The organism is Abiotrophia sp., assembly GCF_057275535.1.
Genome location: NZ_DBHIRJ010000007.1, coordinates 91,851 through 110,745, shown reverse-complemented (window position 1 = coordinate 110,745; position 18,895 = coordinate 91,851). Strand labels below are relative to the sequence as shown.

Genomic DNA, 18,895 nt, shown 5'->3' with positions numbered 1-18,895 from the left:
CGTTTAGTCTTGGGACTGACGATCTTGTAGGCGGGCAATCTTGCCTTGTTGGATGTAGACTGACAAGATGGCAATGTCAGCAGGATTAACGCCGCTGACCCGGCTAGCTTGTGCTAAGGTAGTCGGCTGAATTAATTTCAGTCGGTCACGTGCTTCGTTAGCCAAATTCAAGATAGCGTCGTAGTCAATATCTTCAGGAATGCGTTTTTCTTCCATGGCTTTGACTTTTTCGACTTTTTCGATGGCTTTTTGGATATAACCTTCATACTTAATCTGGATTTCAACTTGTTCAGCTTCCTGGCGTTCCAGTGGCCCTTCTGGTCGAGGAATGATAGTCACTAAATCTAAGTAGCGAATCTCTGGTCGCTTGAGCAGATTGAAGGCGCTGATACCGTCTAAGAGGGATGAAGAGCCGACACGTTCAAAGAGTTCCTGAAGGCCGGGCGTCTTAGGCGTCAAGGTAATTTTCTTCAATCGTTTGATTTCAGCGTCAACTAGGGCTTTCTTAGCTAGATAGGTTGCATAGCGTTGGTCATCGACCAAGCCAATTTGGTGGCCAATTTCAGTCAGACGCAAATCAGCATTATCGTGGCGTAGCAAGAGACGATACTCTGCCCGGGAAGTTAAGAGACGATAAGGCTCTGTGGTCCCTTTGGTAACTAAGTCGTCAATCATGACGCCAATATAGCCGTCACTCCGTTTGATGATAAGTGGGTCTTGCCCTTGGACTTGACGAGCTGCGTTAATGCCAGCAATAAGGCCTTGGCCAGCCGCTTCTTCGTAGCCACTAGTCCCGTTCATTTGGCCAGCTGTATAGAGGCCACGTACTAATTTGGTTTCTAAGCTGGCACGCAATTGATGCGGGATAACCACGTCGTATTCAATGGCGTAGCCTGGTCGCATGAGTTTGGCATTTTCCAGACCCGCTACAGAATGTAGCATCTGAAGCTGGACATCTTCTGGCATGGAGGTGGATAAACCCTGAATATACATTTCATCGGTTGTGAGTCCTTCTGGCTCCACAAAAATCTGATGGCGAGGCTTATCGCTGAAACGTACGATTTTGTCTTCGATAGAAGGACAATAACGTGCCCCTACCCCCTCCACGATGCCGGTAAACATAGGGGCGCGATGGAGGTTAGCCTTGATGACCTCATGCGTATTTTGGCTAGTATGGGTCAGCCAACATGGGACAAAGTCAGGTCGGTAGTCAGCATCTGGTGTTAAGAAGGAAAAATGGTTGGGTTGGCTATCACCAGGTTGAATTTCCATGGCGTCATAGTTAATGCTAGACTTATGGATACGCATAGGTGTTCCAGTTTTGAAACGAGCTAATTCAAAGCCCAAGTCCAAAAGGTGTTCAGACAGTTTCTGAGATGGCAGGGTATTGTTGGGACCAGAGGAATACTTGAGCTCACCAATGATGATTTGACCGCGTGAAGAGGTACCAGCAGTTAAGACAACGGCCTCAGCACTATAGCGGGCGCCAGTCGAAGTGACAACGCCACGGACTTGTCCTTCTTCTACTACTAGTCGGTCAACTAGGCCTTGTTTAAGGTCTAGGTTAGGACAGGCTTCAATGGTTTGTTTCATAGCGGTCGCATAAGCATGTTTGTCTGCCTGGGCGCGTAGGGCTTGGACAGCTGGTCCCTTCCCAGTGTTGAGCATGCGCATTTGGATGTAGGTCTTATCAATATTGCGGCCCATTTCGCCACCGAGGGCATCGATTTCTCGAACGACAACACCCTTGGCAGGCCCCCCTACAGAAGGGTTGCAGGGCATAAAGGCTACCATTTCTAAGCTAATGGTTAAGAGCAAGGTGCGACAGCCCATACGAGCTGCCGCCAATGCGGCTTCTGAACCGGCATGGCCAGCGCCGACAACAATGACTTCATAGTGGCCAGCAGAGAATTCTTGCATGGTTTTGACTCCTTTGTGATTTATGGATGAGTGTAAAAAATAACTTCATGATTAAGTAGGCGATTATCAGAAGAATAGCTGAATTTGGCTGAAAAGAAGGGTTTCTGCTCTAAAATCCAAGTTAAGAAGATATGATCCCCTTCCCAACTAGGCCGGCTAAGGACTTGGTCATAGGGTACCCACTCTAGGGTACCTTCATTGCAATCAATGACTTGACCTTCAAAATGGCGGGCCCGAAAGACATAGGTGTACCAGTCATTGTCGGGAGTAAATTCCGGAAAGACGATAATGCCCACCAATTGCGGCTGGTGCAGGGTCAGGCCGGTTTCTTCTTTGGCTTCGCGAATGACACATTCCTCTGGGCTTTCGCCTGCTTCTAATTTGCCGCCGACGCCAATCCATTTGCCTTCATGGACGTCATTTGGCTTCTTGTTGCGGTGGAGCAAGAGCAGAGAGTGGCCATTGTCGATATAACAGATAGTGGCGAGTTTTGGCATGATGTATCCTCCTTATTTACCTAAGCAGAATTGGCTGAAGAGCTTGGTTAAGAGCTCATCTTGAACACTGTCACCTGTGATTTCGCCCAGGGCATCCCAGGCACGGGTATAGTCTATCTGAATGAGATCCACTGGTAGGCTCATGTCACAAGACTGGATGACTTCATCTAAACTGGCTAGGGCTTGGTTGAGCAGATGGGTGTGGCGACTGTTCAAGAGATAGTTGAGGTCGGTAGACTGGAGGTTACCGGATAAGAAGCGTGCCGAAATAGCATCTTCAAGGGCAGTTAAGCCGTCCTCAGTTAGGACAGAAGTTTTAATAATGTCCGAATCATCTTGCAGATAACTTGCTAAGTCTTCAATGGACCATTGGTTAGGTAAATCTTGCTTATTTAAGAGGATGATGCGGGCCTTATTTTGTGTCAGTTCTAAAAGTTCCAAATCCATAGGATCCAGGGCTTGGGCTTGATTCAAGATAAGGAGAATCAGATCTGCCGATTCAATCATGGCACGGCTCTTTTCTACCCCGATTTGCTCGACTACTTCATCCGTATGGCGAATGCCGGCCGTATCGATAATATGGAGGGGGACCCCTTTGATGGAAATGTATTCTTCAATGGTATCCCGAGTGGTGCCTGCAATATCGGTGACAATGGCCTTGTCTTCGCCAATTAAGTAATTAAGAAGACTGGATTTACCAACATTAGGGCGGCCAATAATAGCCGTTTTAATCCCTTCACGGAAAAGCTTGCCTTGGGTGGCCTGACGTAAAATGGCGCGGACTTCGCTTTGCACCAATTCTGCTGTGGAGGCCAGTTGTTGGAGAGACAGTTCCTCAACATCATCGTATTCTGGATAATCGATGGTGACTTCGACCTGTGCCAGGGTGTTAAGCATGGTGTCGCGTAGCTGACGAATTTTGTGTTTGAGGCTACCTTGAAGCTGGCTCATAGCCGCATCTTTGGCACGACTAGTCTTGGCGCTGATTAAATCCATGATGGCTTCAGCTTGAGACAGGTCAATCCGGCCATTGAGGAAGGCGCGCTGGGTAAATTCCCCAGCTTCAGCCAGGCGAGCTCCTTGGGCTAAGCAAGCATTGAGAATGGATTGGATAGCAACAATCCCGCCGTGGCCGTTGATTTCGACGACATCTTCTGTCGTATAAGAACGTGGGGCTTTCATGACGCTGGTCATGACTTCATCCAAGATTTGGCCTGACTGGGGATCTTGGATATGTCCATAGTGAATGGTATGACTAGCCACTTGGCTGAGGTCCTTTTCTGGAAAGAGCCGGTTGGCGATGGCGATGGCTTCTGGTCCAGACAGGCGGACTAGGCCGATAGCACCCTCGCCTAGGGCAGTTGAGATGGCAACAATGGTATCTTGGGTGTACATGGCGGGCTCCTTTCTCTTGTCACAAAAAAAGTGCCTAGACTACCCCCTTGGATATGGCCAGTTGGGTAGTAAGCACTTTGACTGCTACTATCAATTCATCTGTATTATATAGAATTTAAGGGGATTTGGCAAGGGCATATCACCCTACTTGAAAAGGGCTAAGACATTTAGTAAACTACATATGAGTAGAAAGAAGGGAACCTAGTGACAGAATTAAATCTTAATGAGCAACGAATAATGCCTCATAATATTGAAGCTGAACGTGCGGTGCTAGGTGCTTTATTCCTAGATCCACGTAAAATCGGGACCGTCCAGGCCATTATCAGTGAAGATGACTTCTATAAACGATCCCACCAATTGATTTTTAATGCCATTGATGTGGTCTTTGACCGCAACGGAGCTTTGGACTTCGTTATGGTGGTCAATCAACTAGAAGCCTATGATGCCTTAGAAAATGCGGGAGGCGCTAGCTATCTGGCAGAATTAATCGAAGCGACGCCAACGGCAGAACACGTGGAGTATTATGCCAATATCGTCAAACAAAAATCGACCTTGCGACGTCTGATTGCGGCCACTACAACCATTAGTTCAGAAGCCTATGATGAGTCCGATAGTGTAGAAAATATCGTAGACCGTAGTGAAAAGCTGATTCTCTCAATCGGGGAAGGTAGCCAAGTCAATAAGCCAAAAGAAATGCGCCACCTAGTAGTGGAAGCCTATGACCGTGTGGTTAAGCTTTCTGAGGAAAAACGCGACATTACGGGACTAGCTACAGGCTATCATGATTTGGATAAGATGACCTCAGGCTTTCAAGGAGATCAGTTAATAATTATTGCCGCCCGTCCTTCCGTAGGTAAGACGGCCTTTGCCCTCAATATTGCCCAGAACGTGGCCACTAAATCCAAGGTGCCGGTTGCCATCTTCTCCCTAGAAATGGGGGCGATTGACTTAGTCTATCGGATGGTCTGCGCAGAGGGAAATATCTTTGCATCCAACATGAAGACGGGTCAACTAACCGAAGATGAGTGGTCTAGCTTCACTATTGCGACCGATACCCTTAAAAATGCCAAGATTTTCATCGATGATTCAGCGGGGATTAAGGTCTCCGAAATTCGGGCCAAATGTCGCCGACTCAAGCAGGAAAATCCTGACTTGGGCTTGATTGTCATCGACTACCTGCAATTGATTGAAGGCAATGGTCGTGAAAACCGCCAACAAGAAGTTTCTGAGATTTCACGCCAACTCAAAAAATTAGCCAAGGAATTGCATGTGCCAGTTATTGCCTTGTCTCAGCTCTCACGGGGCTTGGAACAGCGCCAAAACAAGCGACCAATTTTAAGTGACATCCGGGAATCCGGGTCTATCGAGCAAGATGCGGATATCGTGGCCTTCCTCTATCGTCACGATTATCACCGCCATGACGAGCCGGGCGACGAGCCAGACCATGACGATTCCTTGCCAGATAACACGATTGAAGTGATTCTGGCCAAGAACCGGTCAGGGGCCCGGGACACCGTCAACTTACTCTTTAAGAAAGAGTATAACAAGTTTTCTAACTTGTCCTATCGCCCGGAAGATCAAGTAAATTATCAATAAAAAATAAGGCTGAGACTCAAGTCTCAGCCTTTTGCTTTCCCATTATATCATATATGATATAATGGGAAATTTATCTACTATTCATTGCTTAATCTGCTAAAATCCAAGCAGAGACAGATCCCCCGTGAACAGGAAAATCAGCCCAACCGTCTTCTTCGATGGTGATGCTGGCTTCATGGTGTTCTAAGCCATCACGGAAAGTACGGCCAGCCCATTCAGGGCCTAAGAAGAGACGCTTGCTAGCATCGTCTTTGTTGGAAAGAATGACTGCCAATGGGCGACCATCATTTTCTTCATTACCAGCTCGAGTCCAAGCAATACAGTTAGGATCATCGAGATAGTCAGTTTCTTGACCATAGGCATGGTAAAGCCGTAGGTTGAGCAATTTATCGATGACTTCCTGGAAGGATTCTTGGGCAAAGTCCCCTTGGATACCCATGTAGTCGCCATAGAAGACACAAGGTAAACCGGATTGGCGCAAGAGAATCATGGCATAAGCCAGAGGTTTGAACCATTCTGCTACGGTCGATTCAAGGGCTTGACCCCGTTGGGTATCGTGATTATCAACGAAGGTAACCGCCGATTCTGGGTAGTTTTGCATGAGAGTTTGGTCGAAGATCTTACTCAAGTCGTAATCTGCCCCGGCTTGACCGGCATCAAAGAAGTTCTGGTGGAGCTTGACGTCTACCAAGTCATAGTGGAAGTCGGTTTTCTCCAAATATTGGCTATTGGCTTCTTCGTCGCCATTCCAGAATTCACCGAAGACATAGAAATCATCGCCATAGTGTTCGGTTAAGTCCCGGATAAAGTTTTTCATGAAGAAGGAGTCGATGTGTTTAACGGCATCTAGGCGGAAGCCGCGAACTCCGGTTGTTTCAATAAACCAATGGGCCCATTCATAGAGATGTTGGACCACTTCCGGATGCTTGAAGTCGATGTCATCATACATAAGATAGTCATAGTTACCGTTCTCGTCGTCAACGAGCGTGTCGTCAGCCCAACCCTTATTATCCCCTTGAATCAGGTAAATACCGGATCGGTTACGGCCAGCGTCATAGTCGGTCCCTGTAAAGTGATACCAGTGCCAGGTGAAATCATTGTAGGCTTTCTGGCGACCATCAAAGGTGAAGCAAGTCCAACCTTCAATTTCGAAGGGTTCAGAGATTGCTTCTTGACGATTGTTAGGATTCATCTCAATGACCGTAAAGCGTTCCTTGTGGTCGGCGCCGGCCTTGTGGTTGAGGACGATATCAGCGATGGGAGCAATCCCGTTGGCTTTCAAGGTTTCAATCAGATTGAGATAGTCGTCTTTTGTTCCGTATTTAGTAGGAATGGTCCCCTTCTGGTCGAATTCTCCCAAGTCAAATAAGTCATAGACGCCATAGCCGACGTCGTCTTTGTTGGTGCCTTTGAAAGCAGGCGGGAGCCAGATTTTGCGAATGCCCTTAGCAGCCAATTCTGGAGCAAGTTGGGCAAGTCGATTCCAGTGCTGGTGGTCACTCGGCAGATACCATTCAAAAGCTTGCATTAAAGTCTGGTTTTGCATGGTGCGAGCCTCCTTTTACAATTCTATGGCTCTATTCTAGGACGATGGCAGGCAAAAAGCAACTGATACCGGTCCCTAAATGACGGATGTTAGGGACTTGTCACAGATTTGAGGTGAAATTGTCGTCAGATAGACGCCAAAAACCCTCCTCAGATGAGGAGGGCCGGAGTGGTAGACGAGTTAAGCTTAAGCTTGGTCGCGAATGACTAATTCAGTTTCTGGGTCGAAGAAGTGAGCTTTGTTCATGTTGAAGCCGAGTTCTACGGTTTCACCTGGGTTGTGGTAGTCACGTGCATCGACACGCGCGATGAATTCAGTATCCCCAACTTTAGAGTAAAGCATAGTTTCTGCCCCTAATAATTCAGATACGACAACTTCTGAACGAACTACTGATTTTGGATAGGAGTCTAAGAAGATTTGTTCAGATTGAATGTCTTCTGGACGAATACCGAAGATGACTTCCTTGCCTTCGTAACCACGTTCTACTAAGTAGCGACGTTGTGGATCTGTTACTTCTAAGGTTAAGTCGCGGCCATTGCTAATCATGCCATTTTCGAATTTAACTTTGAAGAAGTTCATGGCAGGAGAGCCGATAAAGCCAGCAACGAAGACGTTGTTTGGAGTATCGTAAACTTCTTGTGGGCTACCGATTTGTTGGATAATCCCATCTTTCATGATGACAATCCGGCTAGCCATGGTCATAGCTTCGGTTTGGTCGTGGGTTACGTAAATGGTAGTAGTGTTCAAGCGTTGGTGTAATTTTGCAATTTCAGCACGCATTTGTACACGGAGTTTAGCATCCAAGTTAGAGAGCGGTTCGTCCATGAGGAAGACTTTAGCATCGCGGACGATGGCACGACCCAAGGCAACACGTTGACGTTGACCACCAGACAAAGCAGCTGGTTTGCGGTCTAAGTATTGAGACAAGCCTAAGATTTCAGCTGCGTTCTCTACACGTTGTTTGATTTCTTCTTTTGGATATTTACGGAGTTTCAACCCGAAAGCCATGTTGTCGAAGACAGTCATGTGTGGGTAGAGGGCGTAGTTTTGGAATACCATGGCGATGTCGCGGTCTTTAGGCGCTACGTCGTTCATGAGGCGGTCGCCAATCCATAATTCCCCTTCAGAAATATCTTCCAAACCGGCAATCATACGTAATGTAGTGGACTTACCACAACCAGAAGGACCAACGAAGACGATAAATTCGCGGTCTGCGATGTCTAAGTTAAAGTCAGTAACGGAATAGAAGTCGGCATTATCGTATTTTTTGTGGATGCCTTTTAATTTCATTTCTACCATAGGAAAATTCGCTCCTTATTGATTGATTTTATTGACATCTATAGTGTAAATGAAAACGGTTTACAATTCCATTGACAAACTGCACAAATTTCTTCGGCAGATTGTACAAAAAGTAAGGGGTTTCTTTCAATCTGTAAGAAAGTGTGATTTTTCAAGCACTTTTATTGCTTTTATTACCCTATTGGCCGGGAAATTTGGTAAAATAGAGATGATTCAGTAGAAAAGGGGTGTCCTATGACCCAGGAAAGAAAACGTGGCTTCGAAGTCATCACTAGCTACCGAGATAAAGCCATCCAACTGCCGCAGCGAGCGACCCATCATGCCGCTGGTTATGATTTGGAAGCAGCAGAAACCATTGTAGTTCCGTCCTACTGGCGACAAGTCTTCCGCTATTTAGCGATGGAAATGAAACAATGGATTCATGCCAAACCAACCCAAAAGGAGCCAGCAGAGGATCCTCAGCGTTTGTTGAAACCAACCCTTGTGCCTACTGGGCTTAAGGTTTATATGCAGGAAGACGAATACTTACAAATCGTTAACCGCTCTAGTAACCCGCTCAAGCGTTTCTTACAAGTGCCTAACGGGGTGGGCGTCATTGATGCAGACTACTATAATAATCCTAGCAATGAAGGGCATGTCTTCGTTCAACTTAGCAACTTTGGGCTCTTTGACCAAACCATCCAAAAAGGTGAGCGCATTGCCCAAGCCATCTTCTTGCCTTTCTTGAAGGCAGATGGCGACCATGGTGGGCAGGCTGCCCGCGAAGGAGGCTTCGGCTCCTCTGGTCATCACCAACAATAGGCTCTAAGGACTAGAGCCAAAGAAAGAAGGAAAGCTATGGCCAAGAAAAAAGTAAGCTACGAATGTATGGCCTGCGGCTACGAATCGGCCAAGTATCTGGGAAAGTGCCCTAACTGTGGCGCTTGGAATCAGATGGAAGAGCAAATTGTCCAATCGACTATTAAGACCGAGAAAAGCCAGTTTAAGGTTTTGACCCAGCGTGGCGAAGGCGCCAACCGGGCTCAACGTCTAGAAGAAATCACCTACAAGGCTGAAACGCGGACCCATACCAATTTCCAAGAGTTCGACCGGGTATTGGGTGGCGGGGTGGTAGCTGGCAGCTTGGTTCTGATTGGGGGCGACCCTGGGATTGGTAAGTCTACCCTCTTGCTCCAGGTCTCGATTCAACTGGCTAATCTAGGTCAGACCGTCCTCTATGTTTCTGGGGAAGAGAGTCTCTCCCAAATTAAAATGCGGGCGGAACGCCTATCGCTTAAGGACAGTCATTTCTATCTCTTATCGGAGACGGACCTAGCAGTTATTGCTGGCGAAGTTCAGCGTATTGCTCCAGACATTTTGATTATTGACTCTATCCAGACCATGCAACTGGCAGATCATACTGGGGTGGCGGGAAGTGTTTCCCAATTGCGGGAAGCCACCGCTATCTTAATGCGGATTGCCAAGGATAATAATATTGCGACCTTTATTGTCGGTCACGTGACCAAGGAGGGTAATATTGCGGGGCCTCGGATGTTGGAGCACATGGTGGATACGGTGCTCTACTTTGAGGGCGAGCGCCATAATCGTTTCCGGGTCTTGCGAGCCGTAAAAAACCGCTTTGGCTCCACGCATGAGTTAGGGGTCTTTGAAATGCTGGAAGCAGGCTTGGAAGAAGTAACCAACCCTTCGGAGCTCTTCTTGGAAGAGCGTTTGGCTGGCGCGACGGGTTCGACTGTCGTGGCCTCCATTGAAGGGACGCGACCGATTTTGGCGGAAATCCAGTCCCTGATGACGCCAACGGTCTATGGGACAGCCAAACGTACCTCGTCAGGGATTGACTATCAACGCGTGTCACTGCTCTTGGCAGTTATGGAAAAGCACTGCGGTCTGCTGGTACAAAATCAGGATGCCTTCTTCAAGATTACAGGCGGCGTTAAATTAGACGAGCCGGCAATTGATTTGGCCATTGCAGTCAGCATCGCGTCTAGTTATTGGAATCAGGCCACTAAGATCGAAGATTGCTTCATCGGCGAAATTGGTCTGACGGGGGAAATCCGACGGGTTAGCCAAATCAAGGAGCGCCTCAAGGAAGCCGCCAAACTGGGCTTTAAGCGAGCCTATATTCCAAAGAATAATCTAGCAGGCCTGGATCAGACACTAGCGATTGAAATTGTGCCAGTGGCCACCATCCAGGAAGCCATTCATAAGGTCTTCCCCCGCCAATAGGGGGAGGCCATCATTATAAAAAACAGGAAAGGAGGAAGGTTTATGTTTAAACGTATTGTCTTAATGGTTTCAGCCATTATCGGACTGAGTTTTGGCGTGTCCTTTGGGGTTTCTATTTGGCCGTGGTTACATTTAACGCAAGTTTTCTTGCAGAACACCTACTTTAACGGTTTATTATTCGCAATTATTTTCGCCCTCTTGGGAAATCTCGCCTCACCTTTGTTGGCTCGTTGGATTCGCAAGACACAAGAAATCTTAAACAAACAAACCACCTCAACCATCTTCTTCGGGACTATTGGTGGGGTTGTCGGTTTGATTATCGGCTATCTCATCTCACTTCCCTTCTCTAATTTGCAAATTCCCTTTATCTCTAACGCCCTGCCCTTGGTTTTGTCGGTCATCCTATCCATTGTTGGCTACCAAACTGCAACCAGTCGGCAGGATGAATGGCGAACGATTTTTAGTCGCTCTGCTAGCAAGCGGGAAAAGCAGGAAAGCCGTATCTTGGAGCGCAAGGCTGGCGAGAATTTCCACCGCTACAAACTCTTAGATACTAGCGTTATCATTGATGGTCGGATTGCCGACATTGCCAAGACTCACTTCTTAGAAGGGGTACTCGTGATTCCTAATTTTGTGCTTAAGGAATTGCAATTCATCGCGGATTCAGCGGATTCGCTCAAGCGTGCTCGTGGTCGGCGAGGGCTGGACATTCTCAACAGTTTACAAAAAGAATCGCTCATCCCAATCGAATTTTATGATGGGGATTTTGACGATGTGCCAGAGGTTGACAGCAAGTTGATTCGTTTGGCAAAATTAATTGATGCAGCCGTCGTCACAAACGATTATAATTTAAATAAGGTCTGTGAATTTCAAAATGTCACCGTCTTTAACATTAATGCCTTGGCCCTAGCGGTCAAACCGGTCGTGATTCCTGGCGAAATCATGGAAGTCACGGTAGTTAAGTCCGGGACCGAGCGCAAACAAGGGGTTGCCTATTTAGATGACGGGACCATGATTGTGGTCGAAGACGGGCAACATTATATGAATGAGCGACTGAAAGTCATTGTCACCAGTGCCCTGCAAACTAGCGCTGGACGTATGATTTTCGCTAAGCCCGCTCACTCGCAAGATAAAATCGAAACCAAGCAGTCACATTACTAAGGAAAGAGGAAACTACATGACTTCAAAAGTACGTGTGCGTTATGCACCAAGCCCAACAGGAGAATTACACATCGGGAATGCGCGGACAGCGCTCTTCAACTATCTTTTCGCGCGCCACTATGGCGGGGACTTCGTCATTCGGATTGAAGATACCGACTTAAAACGTAATCTTGAGCATGGCGAGAAGAGCCAGCTAGATAACTTAACTTGGTTGGGGATGGACTGGGATGAAGCGCCTAATAAACCAGGCCAAGTGGGTCCATACCGTCAGTCAGAGCGTCTGCATATTTACAACCCACTGATTGACCAACTATTGGCAGAAGGCAAGGCCTACAAGTGCTACATGACGGAAGAAGAATTAGAGGCAGAACGTGAAGCCCAACAAGCCCGTGGCGAAATGCCACACTATGGTGGCCAACACGCTCATCTAACGCCTGAAGAAGAAGCTGCCTTTGAAGCAGAAGGTCGTGTACCGGTTATTCGTTTCCGCGTGCCAGAAGATGTGACCTATGAATTTGAAGATTTGGTCAAGGGTCCGATTACCTTCGAATCACGCAGTGTCTCTGGTGACTGGGTTATTCGCAAACGTGACGGCATGCCAACTTATAACTTTGCGGTAACGGTCGACGACCACCTTATGGGCATTACCCACGTACTGCGGGGGGATGACCACATCGCTAATACACCTAAGCAAATGATGATTTATGATGCTTTCGGTTGGGACTACCCACGTTTTGGTCATATGACCTTAATCGTTAATGCTGAGACTCATAAGAAACTCAGCAAGCGTGACGGTGCTATCTTGCAATTTATCGAACAATACCGCAACCTGGGCTATTTACCAGAAGCTATCTTCAACTTTATCGCCCTTTTGGGTTGGTCTCCAGTCGGGGAAGAGGAAATTTTTGGTCGTGACCAGTTGATTGAACTCTTCGACTATGAACGTTTGTCTACTTCACCTGCTTCCTTCGACACCAAGAAATTGGAATGGATTAACAATACCTATATGAAGCAAGCGAGTCTTGAAGAAGTGACGGCGCTAGCCTTGCCACATCTGATTGAGGCAGGCCGTGTATCAGCTAATCCATCGGAAGAAGAGTTAGCTTGGGTGACTAAGGTCGTCTCACTCTTCCACGAGCAAATGTCTTACGGGGCAGAAATCGTCTCTCTGTCTAGCCTCTTCTTCAACGATAGTTTGACGATTGACGAAGAAAGTCGTGAGGTTTTAGCAGGCGAGCAAGTGCCGGCTGTCTTGGCGGCGGTTCGCGAGAAGTTAGCGAACTTAGAGGACTTTGAGGCTGCAAATATTAAAGCTTGCATCAAGGAAGTGCAGAAGGAAACAGGCGCCAAAGGGCGTGGCCTCTTCATGCCAATCCGGATTGCGGTGAGTGGCCAAATGCATGGACCAGAATTACCAGCATTAATCGAAGTCTTAGGCAAAGAAAAAGCCTTAGCCCACATTGACCAAGTAGCAGCGCTCTTGGCATAAAATTCAAGATGACTATAAGAGGCTGGGGCACTTGCCTCAACCTCTTTTGTTTTTAGGCATCTGCTATCTAAGGAGGCTCCCTATATGTCACATTCTGCCTGGCATCAAGCCATTAAGGAAGAACTACCCCTAGGTTATTTCAGCCAAATTAATCATTTCATGGACCAAGTTTACGGCCAAGGAAGAATCTATCCGCCGCGTGATCGGGTCTTTAATGCTATCCAAACGACCGCCTTAGAGGATGTCAAGGTGGTTATTCTGGGGCAAGATCCCTACCACGGACCAGGCCAGGCACAAGGCCTCAGTTTTTCTGTGCCCAATGATTTGCCTGCCCCCCCTTCCCTCCAGAATATTCTCAAAGAATTAGCGGATGACATTGGTATCAAACCCAACCATGACCTAACAGCTTGGGCCCAGCAAGGCGTCTTATTGCTCAATGCCTGTCTGACCGTACCAGCAGGTATGGCTAACGGTCATGCGGGACAGATTTGGGAGCCATTTACGGACGCGGTTATTCGGGTCGTCAATCAACAGGAGCAGCCGGTTGTCTTCATCCTGTGGGGCGCCTATGCTCGCAAGAAGAAGGCTTTGATTACCGCTAGCCAGCACTTGGTAATTGAATCGGCGCACCCTAGTCCCCTATCTGCCTATCGTGGGTTCTTTGGCAGTCGGCCTTTTTCACGAGCTAATGCCTTTTTAAAGGCTCAGGGGCAGACCCCAATTGATTGGCTTGCTTAGAGCTATTTACTTATTTTAATGCAAAGGAGCAATACTATGGTAATACAAGTCTATAATACCTTGACACGGCAGAAGGAAGTCTTCCGTCCTATTAAAGAGGGGCAAGTAGCTTTCTATGTCTGCGGTCCGACCGTCTATAACTATATCCATATCGGTAACGCCCGTAGCGCGGTAGCCTTTGACACTATTCGGCGTTACTTCCAGTACCGAGGTTATCAAGTTAATTATGTCAGCAACTTTACTGACGTCGATGACAAAATTATCAAGGCAGCGATTGCCGAAGGTTCAACTCCCGAAGCCATTGCTGATAAATATATCGCGGCTTTCAAGGAAGATACCGGGCAACTCAATATTCAACCGGCGACCGTTCATCCACGAGTTATGGAAAATATTGAGGAAATTATTGCTTTCGTCCAGACTTTGATTGAAAAGGGCCATGCCTATGAATCAGAAGGCGATGTTTACTTCAAGACGGAATCCTTCAAGGACTATGGCCATTTATCTGACCAATCGCTAGAAGATCTATTGGTAGGTGCTAGCGACCGTTTGGATCAGGTAGTTGCAGAGCGCAAGGCCAATCCTCTGGACTTTGCCCTCTGGAAGACTGCCAAGCCTGGGGAGATCGCCTGGGATTCGCCGTGGGGGGCGGGCCGTCCTGGCTGGCATATTGAATGTTCAGTTATGGCCACTAAGTACCTAGGTGATACGATTGATATTCATGGGGGCGGACAAGACCTTACTTTCCCTCACCATGAGAATGAGATTGCCCAGTCTGAAGCCTGCACTGGTCATACTTTTGCCCATTACTGGCTCCACAATGGGTTTGTGACCATCGGTAAGCAAGATGAGAAAATGAGTAAGTCCTTGGGGAACTTCGTCCTCCTGCGCGACTTGTTAGAAGCCTACGACCCTATGGTCATTCGCTACATGTTGGCGACAACCCACTACCGTCGTCCTTTGCGCTATGATGAGGCAGTGATTACCGAAGCACAAGCCAATGTCAGCAAATTACGGGAGGCGCTCCGTCGACTCAAGCACCGTCAGGAGCAGGCTAGCGCAGACCTTGAAGATCATGAGACTTGGTTAACAGAGATTAATGGCATTCAAGAGCAATTTGTGACTGCAATGGATGATGACTTCAATGCTTCTAATGGGATTACGGCTCTCTTTGATTTGGTCAAGTCCCTGAATCGTTACTTGGACCTAGAATTAGTCAGCCAAGCTGTTCTGTCACTTTATGACAAAGTCCTACATGATTTATTAGCAGTATTTGGCTTGGATTTAGAAGATAAAAGCAATAGTATTGATCAGGAAATTGAGGCGCTGATTGAAGAACGGCGTCAAGCTCGGGCCAACAAGGATTTTGCCCGTAGCGACGCGATTCGTGATCAACTCAAAGAGCAAGGCATCCTCTTAGATGACACGCCTCAAGGTACGGTTTGGAAGCGAGTGAATCAATGAATCAAGTAGATCAATTAAATGGGGCTGCCCTGGCCTATATTGGGGATGCAATCTATGAGCTTTATGTCAGACAGCATGTCATTGCCTCTGGCTTGACCCAGCCTAATCGTCTGCATCGGGCAGCGACCCGCTATGTAGAGGCCAAGGGCCAGGCCTATGCCATGCAGTGTCTGCGGGACCAAGAGACCTTAAATGAAGAGGAATTAACCATCTATAAACGGGGGCGTAATCATAAGGCTAATACTAAGGCTAAGAATGCTAGCATTGGCGATTACCGCCAGGCAACAGGCTTTGAAGCCCTACTTGGCTGGCTTCATCTCTCCGGACAAAGTCAGCGTTTGGAGGAGTTGATTGCCCAGTCTCTCGCCCTAATCGATCAGAGAGGACAATAGAATGAAATATGATACAAGTAGGTCGCGTAAATCAACTAGCAAGCGACAAACTCATAAAAAGAAATATGATGAAACAACAGACAAGAAAATAGAAAATAACCCAGAAGTATCTGCCCAAGAGGAAATTATCTTTGGTAAACACGCGGTAATGGAAACCCTTAAAAAAAATAAGGGGATAAACAAACTTTTTTATCAAAAAGGGCTGGCAGATTCTAAAATAAGTAGTATAATAGAATTAGTAAAAAACCACGGCGGAATTTTTCAAGAAGTTCCGAAAAGTAAACTGGATGAATTGACCCAAGGTGCTAATCACCAAGGGTTGGTTCTCACCGTGCCTCCTTTTGATTATCAGACCATAGAAGACTGTCTTGCCTTGGCCGAAAGCAAAGGTCAGCCTCCTTTCCTACTGATTCTTGATGGGATTGAAGATCCTCATAATTTGGGGTCCATTCTACGCACGGCGGATGCTTTTGGTGTCCACGGAATCATCATTCCTAAGCGTCGCGCAGTCGGTTTAACAGGCATTGTTGCCAAGACATCCACAGGGGCTATCGAACATGTGCCCGTTGTTCGTGTTGCGAATATCGCTCAGACCATTGAACTGCTACAAAATCAAGGGATCTGGGTCTTCGCCACGGATATGGCGGGAGAAGATGTGCGCCAGTGGAATAGTCAAGGGCCTTTAGCGATTGTCATTGGGAATGAAGGTCAAGGGGTCTCTCCTCTTGTGAAGCAAAAAGCAGACGGCATTGTTACCATTCCAATGGTGGGACATGTACAAAGTCTTAATGCTAGCGTGGCAGCAGGCGTATTGGTTTATGAAGTTGCCCGGCATCGGATGAATTAGGGGAATCACTGATGAAAAGACAGGCCTACCTTTTGGTGGATGGCTACAATATGATTGGTGCGTGGCCACACCTGTCGCGTCTTCAAGTGGTTAATATCCAAGAAGCGCGGGATCGACTAATAGCTGAACTGGCCAGTTATGCCAGGGTGAGACAGGTTCAGGTGATTGTGGTCTTTGATGCCCAATTAGTGCCTGGACGAGCGACAAGGCTTGAGCAGTCTGGAGTGCAAGTGGTTTTTACCGAGGAGAACGAAACGGCAGACTCGTATATTGAGAGGGGAGTAGGAGCCTATATTCATCCGTTGAACCGCGTGACGGTGGCAACGAGTGATATGGCTGAGCAATGGACTATTTTTCAACAGGGAGCCCTTCGTATGTCGGCTCAAGAATTATGGCATGATTTGAAGTTAGCCAAGGAAGAAATGACTGCAGATGTCGAACGTTACTATAGTAGACGGCTCCGCCGGCACAGCCCGTGGAGCGCAAGACAATTGGCGAAACTCGATCAATTGCGCAAAACACTTTAAACATATGGGATAAACCTTTTCCTTCTCCCCTATATTAACCTTTATAGAGGAGGAAACCCCATGGATTTTCATCAGTACGAAGACACAGAGATGCCAGCACTCGATCAAGCAGTTGCAGCACTCAAGGCAGATTTTGATGGTCAACAATTTGAACAATTGTTGCGCCAGTTCAGTCCTTTGATTAGAAGTTGTTATTTGATGAGTAAGTCTGCCTATCTTGATTATGCAGACTTCCAACAAGAAGCTAGAGTTACTTTGTGGAAGGCCATCTTCACTTATAATGGTGGAATTCCTTTCAAGAGTTACTTTAAAATTGTCCTTATCCGACATTTTAGCCATTTATATCGTTATGAATCTGCGCATAAACGCGTTCAGGCATCCGATTGTATTTCTCTGGATGTGGATGACTATGTGAGAGAACAACTAGAGGCACATTTCGATCCTCTGAGTCCCCTAGCTCAAGGTCACGATATGGCACCAGAAGACTGGTGTCTGGCACGTGAAGCCTCCGATGGTTATTTTTCAAGTTTGTCTGATTGGGAAAAAGAGGTTCTCTTAGCTTGCCTAGATGGCATGAGTGTCGAGGAGATGTCTCAAGTCAAGGGCAAGTCCCAACGTTCTTGTCAAAGTGCCCTAAGCCGCTGTCGTAAAAAACTAGAAGATTTCTGCAAGAGGCTTGACAAATAGCCGGGAACTGCCTATCATTAAAAGATGATATAGCATCAAAAGGAGGTAGTTGCCTTGGCTCAAAAGAAAGGTGCCTTAGCCTGTAGTGAATGTGGTCAACGTAATTACCACATGACACCCACGCAGATGGGACAGTCGCAACGCTTAGAAATCAAGAAATTCTGCAAGTATTGCAACAAGCATACCTTGCATAAAGAAACTAAATAGAAGGGTATTAGAGCATGGGATACATTAAGAACGTCGGAAAAGAAATGAAACGCGTGACTTGGCCAAGCTTAGGCGAAGTCAACAAATACACATGGACAGTCATCATTATGGTCGTTTTATTAGGCCTCTACTTCGGTGGCATCGACTTTGGCTTGTCCAACTTACTCAACTACTTCTACGCCCTCTAAGCGAGCGAGAGGTAGGCACTTAGATAGAAAACCTCAATCCGCTTGGAGAATCTCTCTAGGCGGATTGATTTACTTTAGGGAAAAGGATGGTGGCTTCATGACACACGATGAACACTTAGAACAGCATATGTATAATCTCTTAAGCCAACGAGGCGTGGCCGTTAAGGATATTGCCCACATTGTCTACGACTTACAAGTGGATTATGTGCCCCATATTACGATTGAGCAGTGTCAGTCTCACGTTCAAGAAGTCCTCAAGAAACGTGAGGTTCAACACGCGGTGGTCACCGGCATTGAGTTGGATATGGCAGTTGAAGCGGGCCACTTCTCGCCTATTTTGCGAGACATTATTGCCCGCGATGCGGGGCTTTATGGCATTGATGAGATTCTTGCCCTGTCCATTGTCAACGTCTACGGATCGATTGGCCTGACCAACTTTGGCTATGTAGACAAAATGAAGACCGGCATCGTCAAAGAGTTGGATTCCAAGACACCTGGCCGTGTCAATACTTTCATTGATGACTTGGTAGGTGCCATTGCCGCGGCAGCAGCTGCCCGGATTGCCCATGCAGGTTTAGAGAGAAATCAAGACTAGCCACTAGGCCAAATGCCCAGGGAAATTCCTTGGGCCGGGTCTTGTCTCAGTGGCCGCCCTTATGTTATACTAAGGCTAACGATAGCGACCTACCCAATGTAGGTTTTTTATTTTGCCGGTTCAA

Annotated in this window: 19 protein-coding genes; 14 read left to right on the top strand and 5 right to left on the bottom strand. The window is 47.1% G+C overall.

What is annotated here, in order from left to right:
• Window positions 1-3: 3 nt before the first annotated feature.
• From mnmG to mnmE, 3 genes are read right to left on the bottom strand one after another with little or no spacing between them, the layout of a single operon-like run.
• On the bottom strand, window positions 4-1,920 hold the full coding sequence (gene mnmG / locus ACO53F_RS06930) for a tRNA uridine-5-carboxymethylaminomethyl(34) synthesis enzyme MnmG (protein WP_485137852.1): 1,917 nt from the start codon (window positions 1,918-1,920) through the stop codon (window positions 4-6).
• A gap of 20 nt (window positions 1,921-1,940) precedes the next feature.
• Window positions 1,941-2,417 carry an NUDIX hydrolase gene (locus ACO53F_RS06925; protein ID WP_485137851.1) on the bottom strand — a complete coding sequence of 159 codons (477 nt, stop codon included), beginning with the start codon at window positions 2,415-2,417 and terminating at the stop codon, window positions 1,941-1,943.
• A 12-nt stretch (window positions 2,418-2,429) separates the two neighbouring features.
• Entirely contained in the window at window positions 2,430-3,812 is a 1,383-nt protein-coding gene (gene mnmE, locus ACO53F_RS06920) for a tRNA uridine-5-carboxymethylaminomethyl(34) synthesis GTPase MnmE (protein ID WP_485137850.1), read from the bottom strand.
• 204 nt (window positions 3,813-4,016) lie between these two features.
• Between mnmE and dnaB the strand changes: the two genes are divergently transcribed.
• Window positions 4,017-5,408 carry a replicative DNA helicase gene (dnaB, locus tag ACO53F_RS06915; RefSeq protein ID WP_268443481.1) on the top strand — a complete coding sequence of 464 codons (1,392 nt, stop codon included), beginning with the start codon at window positions 4,017-4,019 and terminating at the stop codon, window positions 5,406-5,408.
• Window positions 5,409-5,496: 88 nt separating this feature from the next.
• On the opposite strand, the gene ACO53F_RS06910 is transcribed toward dnaB, so the two are convergent.
• Together ACO53F_RS06910 and ACO53F_RS06905 are read right to left on the bottom strand one after the other, a co-directional pair.
• Complete coding sequence (locus ACO53F_RS06910) at window positions 5,497-6,954, bottom strand: alpha-amylase (RefSeq protein WP_485137849.1); 1,458 nt, start codon at window positions 6,952-6,954, stop codon at window positions 5,497-5,499.
• 186 nt (window positions 6,955-7,140) lie between these two features.
• Window positions 7,141-8,253 (bottom strand): ABC transporter ATP-binding protein, encoded by a 1,113-nt coding sequence (locus ACO53F_RS06905; RefSeq protein ID WP_485137848.1) that lies wholly within the window; start codon window positions 8,251-8,253, stop codon window positions 7,141-7,143.
• Window positions 8,254-8,487: 234 nt separating this feature from the next.
• Here ACO53F_RS06905 and ACO53F_RS06900 point away from each other — a divergent pair, with 234 nt between their 5' ends.
• From ACO53F_RS06900 to ACO53F_RS06840, 13 genes are all read left to right on the top strand, one after another.
• Window positions 8,488-9,054: a dCTP deaminase/dUTPase family protein gene (locus ACO53F_RS06900; RefSeq protein ID WP_485137847.1), complete on the top strand. Its 567-nt coding sequence runs from the start codon at window positions 8,488-8,490 to the stop codon at window positions 9,052-9,054.
• A gap of 36 nt (window positions 9,055-9,090) precedes the next feature.
• Complete coding sequence (gene radA, locus ACO53F_RS06895) at window positions 9,091-10,479, top strand: DNA repair protein RadA (protein ID WP_070756448.1); 1,389 nt, start codon at window positions 9,091-9,093, stop codon at window positions 10,477-10,479.
• A 42-nt stretch (window positions 10,480-10,521) separates the two neighbouring features.
• Window positions 10,522-11,640: a PIN/TRAM domain-containing protein gene (locus tag ACO53F_RS06890; RefSeq protein ID WP_485137846.1), complete on the top strand. Its 1,119-nt coding sequence runs from the start codon at window positions 10,522-10,524 to the stop codon at window positions 11,638-11,640.
• 16 nt (window positions 11,641-11,656) lie between these two features.
• On the top strand, window positions 11,657-13,129 hold the full coding sequence (gene gltX / locus ACO53F_RS06885; protein ID WP_252477792.1) for a glutamate--tRNA ligase: 1,473 nt from the start codon (window positions 11,657-11,659) through the stop codon (window positions 13,127-13,129).
• Window positions 13,130-13,213: 84 nt separating this feature from the next.
• Window positions 13,214-13,867, top strand: a complete 654-nt coding sequence (locus ACO53F_RS06880; RefSeq protein ID WP_485137845.1) for a uracil-DNA glycosylase — start codon at window positions 13,214-13,216, stop codon at window positions 13,865-13,867.
• A gap of 36 nt (window positions 13,868-13,903) precedes the next feature.
• Window positions 13,904-15,328, top strand: coding sequence for a cysteine--tRNA ligase (cysS, locus tag ACO53F_RS06875; protein ID WP_485137844.1), 1,425 nt, complete (start codon window positions 13,904-13,906; stop codon window positions 15,326-15,328).
• Window positions 15,325-15,720 (top strand): Mini-ribonuclease 3, encoded by a 396-nt coding sequence (locus ACO53F_RS06870; protein WP_298078080.1) that lies wholly within the window; start codon window positions 15,325-15,327, stop codon window positions 15,718-15,720. The genes cysS and ACO53F_RS06870 overlap by 4 nt, the downstream gene beginning before the upstream one ends.
• Before the next feature lies 1 nt (window position 15,721).
• The gene (rlmB, locus tag ACO53F_RS06865; RefSeq protein WP_485137843.1) at window positions 15,722-16,567 is read left to right on the top strand and encodes a 23S rRNA (guanosine(2251)-2'-O)-methyltransferase RlmB; all 846 of its coding nucleotides are present in this window, start codon (window positions 15,722-15,724) and stop codon (window positions 16,565-16,567) included.
• 11 nt (window positions 16,568-16,578) lie between these two features.
• On the top strand, window positions 16,579-17,094 hold the full coding sequence (locus ACO53F_RS06860) for a YacP-like NYN domain-containing protein (RefSeq protein ID WP_485137842.1): 516 nt from the start codon (window positions 16,579-16,581) through the stop codon (window positions 17,092-17,094).
• Between the two features lie 60 nt (window positions 17,095-17,154).
• Window positions 17,155-17,781, top strand: coding sequence for an RNA polymerase sigma factor (locus tag ACO53F_RS06855; protein ID WP_485137841.1), 627 nt, complete (start codon window positions 17,155-17,157; stop codon window positions 17,779-17,781).
• A 54-nt stretch (window positions 17,782-17,835) separates the two neighbouring features.
• On the top strand, window positions 17,836-17,988 hold the full coding sequence (rpmG, locus tag ACO53F_RS06850; RefSeq protein WP_070756439.1) for a 50S ribosomal protein L33: 153 nt from the start codon (window positions 17,836-17,838) through the stop codon (window positions 17,986-17,988).
• A 14-nt stretch (window positions 17,989-18,002) separates the two neighbouring features.
• Entirely contained in the window at window positions 18,003-18,176 is a 174-nt protein-coding gene (gene secE / locus ACO53F_RS06845; protein WP_023392543.1) for a preprotein translocase subunit SecE, read from the top strand.
• A gap of 97 nt (window positions 18,177-18,273) precedes the next feature.
• Window positions 18,274-18,771, top strand: a complete 498-nt coding sequence (locus tag ACO53F_RS06840; RefSeq protein WP_485137840.1) for a phosphatidylglycerophosphatase A family protein — start codon at window positions 18,274-18,276, stop codon at window positions 18,769-18,771.
• Window positions 18,772-18,895: the final 124 nt, after the last annotated feature.

Bases quoted from the DNA above. Each gene is read 5' to 3' on its own strand.
- mnmG (WP_485137852.1), bottom strand. From the start codon at position 1,920: ATGCAAGAATTCTCTGCTGGCCACTATGAAGTCATTGTTGTCGGCGCT.
- ACO53F_RS06925 (WP_485137851.1), bottom strand. From the start codon at position 2,417: ATGCCAAAACTCGCCACTATCTGTTATATCGACAATGGCCACTCTCTG.
- mnmE (WP_485137850.1), bottom strand. From the start codon at position 3,812: ATGTACACCCAAGATACCATTGTTGCCATCTCAACTGCCCTAGGCGAG.
- ACO53F_RS06910 (WP_485137849.1), bottom strand. From the start codon at position 6,954: ATGCAAAACCAGACTTTAATGCAAGCTTTTGAATGGTATCTGCCGAGT.
- ACO53F_RS06905 (WP_485137848.1), bottom strand. From the start codon at position 8,253: ATGGTAGAAATGAAATTAAAAGGCATCCACAAAAAATACGATAATGCC.
- ACO53F_RS06900 (WP_485137847.1), top strand. From the start codon at position 8,488: ATGACCCAGGAAAGAAAACGTGGCTTCGAAGTCATCACTAGCTACCGA.
- radA (WP_070756448.1), top strand. From the start codon at position 9,091: ATGGCCAAGAAAAAAGTAAGCTACGAATGTATGGCCTGCGGCTACGAA.
- ACO53F_RS06890 (WP_485137846.1), top strand. From the start codon at position 10,522: ATGTTTAAACGTATTGTCTTAATGGTTTCAGCCATTATCGGACTGAGT.
- gltX (WP_252477792.1), top strand. From the start codon at position 11,657: ATGACTTCAAAAGTACGTGTGCGTTATGCACCAAGCCCAACAGGAGAA.
- ACO53F_RS06880 (WP_485137845.1), top strand. From the start codon at position 13,214: ATGTCACATTCTGCCTGGCATCAAGCCATTAAGGAAGAACTACCCCTA.
- cysS (WP_485137844.1), top strand. From the start codon at position 13,904: ATGGTAATACAAGTCTATAATACCTTGACACGGCAGAAGGAAGTCTTC.
- ACO53F_RS06870 (WP_298078080.1), top strand. From the start codon at position 15,325: ATGAATCAAGTAGATCAATTAAATGGGGCTGCCCTGGCCTATATTGGG.
- rlmB (WP_485137843.1), top strand. From the start codon at position 15,722: ATGAAATATGATACAAGTAGGTCGCGTAAATCAACTAGCAAGCGACAA.
- ACO53F_RS06860 (WP_485137842.1), top strand. From the start codon at position 16,579: ATGAAAAGACAGGCCTACCTTTTGGTGGATGGCTACAATATGATTGGT.
- ACO53F_RS06855 (WP_485137841.1), top strand. From the start codon at position 17,155: ATGGATTTTCATCAGTACGAAGACACAGAGATGCCAGCACTCGATCAA.
- secE (WP_023392543.1), top strand. From the start codon at position 18,003: ATGGGATACATTAAGAACGTCGGAAAAGAAATGAAACGCGTGACTTGG.
- ACO53F_RS06840 (WP_485137840.1), top strand. From the start codon at position 18,274: ATGACACACGATGAACACTTAGAACAGCATATGTATAATCTCTTAAGC.